This window comes from Rothia sp. HMSC069C01 (genome assembly GCF_001814655.1).
Lineage (GTDB): Bacteria > Actinomycetota > Actinomycetes > Actinomycetales > Micrococcaceae > Rothia > Rothia dentocariosa.
Genome location: NZ_KV817386.1, coordinates 1 through 6,168 on the forward strand (window position 1 = coordinate 1; position 6,168 = coordinate 6,168).

4 protein-coding genes and 1 pseudogene are annotated in these 6,168 nt (G+C 52.5%); all 5 read right to left on the reverse strand.

Features of this window, described 5'->3' with window-relative positions; translation table 11 throughout:
• Nucleotides 1–472: 472 nt before the first annotated feature.
• The 5 genes and pseudogenes from dnaB to HMPREF2981_RS03955 all read right to left on the reverse strand — a co-directional run bounded on the left by dnaB (nucleotide 473) and on the right by HMPREF2981_RS03955 (nucleotide 6,056).
• Nucleotides 473–1,831 (reverse strand): replicative DNA helicase, encoded by a 1,359-nt coding sequence (dnaB, locus tag HMPREF2981_RS03935; RefSeq protein ID WP_013398176.1) that lies wholly within the window; start codon nucleotides 1,829–1,831, stop codon nucleotides 473–475.
• Between the two features lie 111 nt (nucleotides 1,832–1,942).
• A pseudogene (locus HMPREF2981_RS03940) lies at nucleotides 1,943–2,806 on the reverse strand (SDR family oxidoreductase).
• Nucleotides 2,807–2,849: 43 nt separating this feature from the next.
• Complete coding sequence (locus HMPREF2981_RS03945; protein WP_070660924.1) at nucleotides 2,850–4,055, reverse strand: nucleotide disphospho-sugar-binding domain-containing protein; 1,206 nt, start codon at nucleotides 4,053–4,055, stop codon at nucleotides 2,850–2,852.
• Nucleotides 4,056–4,196: 141 nt separating this feature from the next.
• The gene (locus HMPREF2981_RS03950) at nucleotides 4,197–4,997 is read right to left on the reverse strand and encodes a class I SAM-dependent methyltransferase (RefSeq protein ID WP_070555450.1); all 801 of its coding nucleotides are present in this window, start codon (nucleotides 4,995–4,997) and stop codon (nucleotides 4,197–4,199) included.
• Nucleotides 4,998–5,738: 741 nt separating this feature from the next.
• Nucleotides 5,739–6,056 carry a hypothetical protein gene (locus HMPREF2981_RS03955; protein WP_004005956.1) on the reverse strand — a complete coding sequence of 106 codons (318 nt, stop codon included), beginning with the start codon at nucleotides 6,054–6,056 and terminating at the stop codon, nucleotides 5,739–5,741.
• Nucleotides 6,057–6,168 lie beyond the last annotated feature (112 nt).

Below are 6,168 nucleotides of genomic sequence, written 5' to 3' on the forward strand. Positions count from 1 at the left end.
ACAACACACAATCAGAGTCATCATCAGCCGGTCAGTGATACTGCCACTCCATTTTGAGTGACAACCTATGCAACTATACTCGCTTTCATCAAGAAACACAAGTTAGAAACTTTATGCCTCACATCACAAATATTCAAAATTCATTCAATTTCTCATGGTTGTAAAATTACCGTGCGAACGTAAACATGAATTTCAAATTATGCACTGTATAGTTTGTTTTGCCGCAAGATCTCGGGGTTTTTACCTCCCCTCGCCGCGGCGACTCATACAACTATACAGAGGCTTTCCGTGCTTTGCAAACCAGAATAATATGCAGTACATCACATAATATTTTGGGTGTTTACTTCCATGAAAACCTCATTCACGAAAGCTCCTTTATACTCCGAAAATTCTTAAAGACTCAAGGCGCTGCCCTCCCGGTAAAATACCGGTCAAGCAACGCCTTTCTTACGCTCAAATGCGCTAGAATCCGCTAATACTGCTGCGGTGGAGTTTCAGAAGCCATGTTATTAAACCGCGAGTACTTACCGCTAAATGCCAAGGGAATAGTCTTCGTTGGGCCGCCACGATGCTTCGCAATAATCATGTCTGCTTCGCCCACACGATCGCTATCGGGGTTGTACATATCCTCACGATGCAGCAGAATCACCATATCCGCATCCTGCTCAATCGAACCGGACTCACGCAGATCAGAGATCATCGGGCGCTTATCGGTGCGCTGCTCCGAACCACGGTTCAGCTGCGAGAGCGCAATGACCGGAACTTCAAGTTCCTTCGCCAAAAGTTTGAGACTACGGGAAAACTCCGAGACCTCTTGCTGACGAGACTCAACTTTCTTACCCGAGCTCATTAGCTGCAGGTAGTCCAGCACCACAAGCTGCAATTGATTGCGCTGCTTAAGACGACGGCATTTCGCACGAATCTCCATGAGCGTCATGTTCGGCGAATCATCAATAAAAAGCGGTGCACCAGTTATTTTCCCCTGCAGGGTCGCCAGGTTGGTCCATCCCTCCTGGTCAAGATCTCCCTTCTTGAGGCGGCCCATCGAAATGCGGCCCTCCGCCGAAAGCACACGCATTGCAAGCTCGGTGCGACCCATTTCCAAAGAGAAAAAGACCGTCGTCATATCATGATGAATCGCGGCAGAACGAGCGATATCCAGTGCCAAAGTCGATTTACCCACGCCGGGACGCGCGGCAACCACAATCATCTGTCCCGGATGCAAACCACCGGTGAGCTCATCAAACTCAATAAAGCTCGTGGGCACGCCATAAACGCCATCCGGGCGGTTCGAGTTCGCATCGATCTCGTTCATCGTGGCTTCTAAGGCATCTGAGAAGGTAACGTAATCCTCTTTCGCGTTGCCATCTGAAATTGCGTAAATCTCAGATTGTGCCTGATCAACCAGCGAGTCTACCTCGCCCTCGCTCGTGTAACCGAGCTGGGCGATCTTAGTGCCAGCCTCTACCAGACGGCGCATGACCGCGTGTTCCTTGACGATCTCAGCATAATACTGGGCATTCGCGGCGGTTGGAACCGAAGCGATGAGCGTATGCAAATATGTTGCCCCACCGACTCGTGTGAGTTCACCGCGGCCCTTGAGTTCATCCGCTACCGTAATCGCATCGGCGGGGTTGCCGTGACCGTACAGAGAAATAATTGCCTCATAGATCAGTTCATGCTGCGGCTTATAGAAATCTCCCGCATGCAGAGTCTCTACCACATCGGCAATAGCGTCTTTAGAGAGCATCATGCCGCCCAGCACCGACTGCTCCGCGACATCATCGTGCGGCAGGGTGCGAGAACCATAATCGATGGCAGTTTCAGACATGCTTTTTCCTCAAAATCGCGTTTTTATCCGATGTTTATGGCGTTCCAGAAGCAATTTCTGCAGAACTTCTATGCTAGTTTCTCATGAACGCTTGTTGAAATGTACACCGCCTTATAAATTCTGTGTCTGTTCCCGGCAGAACTCTCGAAGACTATTCGTTCTCGTCGGCTCCCCCACACAATCATGCGTTAAGCCCCACAGCATAAACGATAAAGTATCGGCCACGCGCGGTTTGATAAGGCCGATCCCCTTCATCACACCGTCTGCTAACCGGGGCGGGATAACTGTGATCTTCGCGGGGCGTCCCACCGCCTCAAAAGCGTACTGTGCTACCTCGCGCCACGAGAGAACCTCGGGACCACCAATATCGTAGGATCCTTCTTGAGCAGATTCCACCTTATCAAGACAGTATGCGGCAACATCCGCCCCGTGAATGGGGTTAAGCCGCCCTTGCGGTCGCAGAAGATACACCCGGCCGCGGCGTGCCATCTGCGCTATAGCGCTCATATCCGAGAAGTATCCACTCGGGCTCACCACCTGATGCGCTAGCGGCGACTGGATCAATGCCTGCGCGAAAGCCATTTTCGCGCGCGTGAGCTGCGAACGAATTGACTCGGCGTGTATGGCGTTCACATAGCAGAAACGTGTGACATCATGGGCGCGCGCAAACTCCAATATATTTAGGTTCGCACGGTAGTCAATATCCCAGGGATCGGCCTTCTGCCGAGTCACCCCTAGTGCCGAAATAACCGCATCAACGCCATCGCACACCCCTGCTGTCAAGGAACGGTCGGTTACATCACCAACCACTCATTCATCTACCCTATCCGCCAGCGATGGTGCACCCCACACCCCGGCGTTCTCAGCCCGAGCCTTATCGCGCACCACAGCACGCACCCGATGCCCGCGACGATGCGCCTGCTCCACAATATGACGCCCCACATAGCCCGATGCTCCAACAACCAAAATATTCATCGTTTCACCTCGCTGTGGTTCTGTGAACAAAGTTTCGCACCCTTTAGGCAGGATTACAGTCTTTGAGATAGCCCTCAATCACCTCGACGGCGCGGGTTGGACCGTCCATGCCGCGCATTGCCTTGCTGAGCTGTCGAGCCTTGGCGCGCATGGTCTCATCTGAAAGTAAACGATCCAGAATGCCGTGCATCTGACCTCGGTGCACACTGTGTTTCGTGAAGCGCAGGGCGTTGCCGTACCGTGCACATTCCTCAATATTCCAGCGTTGCTCAGCCTGCATTGCGATACCCGCGAACGGTACCCCCGCCAGACACGCTGTCTGCACGGTTCCTTCACCACCATGCGTGATTGAGGCGTCAATGTGCCCGGCGAGCAGATGAGCCGGGACAGTTCCCGCACGGTGAATATTGTCGCCCAGTGAGCGCGCATCAGCATCCGATAACAGCACCCCATCACCGACCAGCACATCTACCGGTACCGTTGAAAGTTGCCGCAGCACCGCCGCCAAGATATGCGAAGACCCGGACGAGCCCATCCCCACGTAGATAAGTGGTCGCTTTTTAGGTTCCTGAACAATCTGCGGAAGTTCACCGGGAGCACGGTAGTAGATAGGTCCCACGCTGATGTCTGGAGCTGTTAACGAATCGCCGCGCAGCTCGGTAAAAAGAGAACAGATAAGGTTTACGTCAGCGCTGAACATATCGACGGTACGGCGCGGGAGTTTGATTCCATGTTCGCGGGCTACACGAGTGAACGAGGCTGGTTTATAAGATATTGTCCGAGCCAGTGCGCGTAACCATCCCGGTGCTGCGGGGGCTTCACCGGCAGGTTTCGCAGAAAAATAGGTCGTTGAATATGCGTAAGGGCGCGCATAGAAAATAGGTACACCGGCGATGCGCGCGGAGATCAGCATAGTTGGGTTAGAGCCGATCACCACGGCATCTGCGTTAAAGTCACGAATGGCCGCAAGTTCTACGGTAACCCTCTGGCGTACTTTCTCGGTGGTGAAGGGATGCCGCACTCCCCTGCCTTGGTCAAGCGCCATGAGTTGTTTCGCTTCGTCATCAGTCATGATGGGTTCACGAAGATGCACGGGAAGCCGCGCGCTTTCCAGCAACCCACGGTATTTGGGCGAGTATATATGGAAGAGGACTTTGTGCCCTCGGTCTTGGGCAACACGCGCTATTTCGATGCCGCGCGTGGTTTCACCCATATTAAAGCTTTCGGGAGAGAAAAGAATACGGCTCATTGTCTTCTCCAGCGAGGGGGGCGTACACATGCTTGAGTGGGATCTACGCCTCATATATATCTAGTGTAAAACGGAGCCTCAGTAATCCTCCCACTGTATCGGGAAAACTCAGGCTCCGTTTTCTGACCGCGCAAATCGTAGTTATTTCTTCCGTAGAACCAGACCGATAGCGCCTATATGGTCGGCGTGACGGCGAAAAACACTGCGCATACCCAGCACGCGCTCACGAATCTGCGGTTTGCGTGCAAGGTTGAACATGATCTTGGCGAGTCCGCCCACCCCTTCATCGGCAATCATGCGTTTGGGTTCTAAAAGAGCCATCTCGGTTTGATATACGTCTAACACCTCAAACCCGGCTTCTTCGGCAAGGCGGGTCCATTCGGCAACCGTAAGCGGGCGTGCGTTCACGCGAATGCTTCGTGCCAGGTCCTTCTGAATTTCTTCTTGAACCTCAGGGCGCAGGTAGTCGGGGGTTAGCGATAGCTCGTGAATGGCGTAGTAGCCGCCCGGCCGTAGGATGCGCGCCGCCTCGCGCATAATTTCCAGCTTGTGCTTGTCGGTTTGCATGGTCAGCATAGCCTCGCCCACCACCACGTCGTAGCTGGAATCGGGCAGCCCGGTCTCCTGCGCCCCGGCGTTTACGACCGTGTAGTTGGGGTTGTTTCCGATGCGCCCGCGCACGATTTCAGCCGCCTTTGGGTCAAGATCTACACCGGTGTAGGTCTTGGGGCTGCGTTTGACGATTTCGAGCGCTGTAATGCCTAGTCCGGGGGCAAATTCGACTACGTCAATCTGTCCGCCGAGTGCACGGCTGAGCAGCCAGTTTGTAGTTTCGCGCCCACCGGGGCGGAGGACTTTCTTGCCGAGTTGGGCGAGCAGCCAGTGTCCGGCGGCTTTTTCGGCGGGACGATCGGTACCGGGAACGTTCGGGGTTTTAGGCACGATAACTCTCCTGTGATAATTCGTATTTAATATGCAAGATTTTTATGCTCTAATTCTACACTCCATCATGAGGTAGCCGCATTTTTCTTATGCTGTATCTTGCAAACCTCCTGTCACGCCGGCACTAACCGTTGTTTTCTGTGGCTTTATGTGCGGAATGCAGACTAAGGATTAAACAAAACTGAGACCGAACCCGAAGATTCGATCTCAGCCTCAATCACACACACATACATACGAAAATCAGAGCCACTTCCGCTAAGGAAAGTCCAACTTTCAGATAGTCCTCTCGAACTACCTGACATAACTATGACCCGTCAACCTTTATTCCTCGTGAGTTAAACCTTGGGAATATCTGTGAATACGAGGTGTCATGTGTGCTTTAGACACAAGGCCAGGGGTCAGAGCTTCCTTACAGGGCATATATCGCAGAGAATTACACGCTGTATCCGGTGCCGTGCATGAGGTTGTAATAGCCGCCCGAAAGAAGGCGAAATTTTTAAAACTGAAAAGCGAGGCTACTGTGTAGCCTCGCTTTTCAGTTCCACGAGAGCATATTCGCTCTCTGAAACACACACATTCACATCGCAGTCCTCTCGAACCAACACCTCTAGTTAACCGTAGTTACCTTGAGGAACCTTGGGGTTTGACTGAAAAACACCTGAAAGTCCCCGCAAGAAATACTGGGAAGAGCGTCAGTCCGATACCTCAGCATGCAGAGCGCAATCCCCGCGCGACAGTAATTTAGCCGTTAGAGTTCAGAAGAGCATCAGCCAAAACCACGGTCACCGGGTTTATCAGCACCGATACCGCCGCCAATACAATATTTGCAATGCGATGGCGCACAAACCGAATAAGCCCCACTATGGCACAGATAAAGGCGATCACAGAGGTAAAACTACCCACGATTATCGTGATATAAAACAGGATGGCATTCACCGTGAGCGAGGGAAAAGGAATAAAAGCAAGTATCACAAGTACAACACTTACTGCCTCGAAGATGATGCCGACCCGCAAAAGTTGAGTGCTGGGGGGAAGGTGATTGAAAGATTTTTTCGCCATATATCTAGCCTAACCGAGAGTAGCTCACAACAGTGATCCTTGATGTAACAGCAAGTGCCGCCTCCCAGCCAGTATATATTCAGGAGGCGGCACTTCCTCTTATCCGATGAGC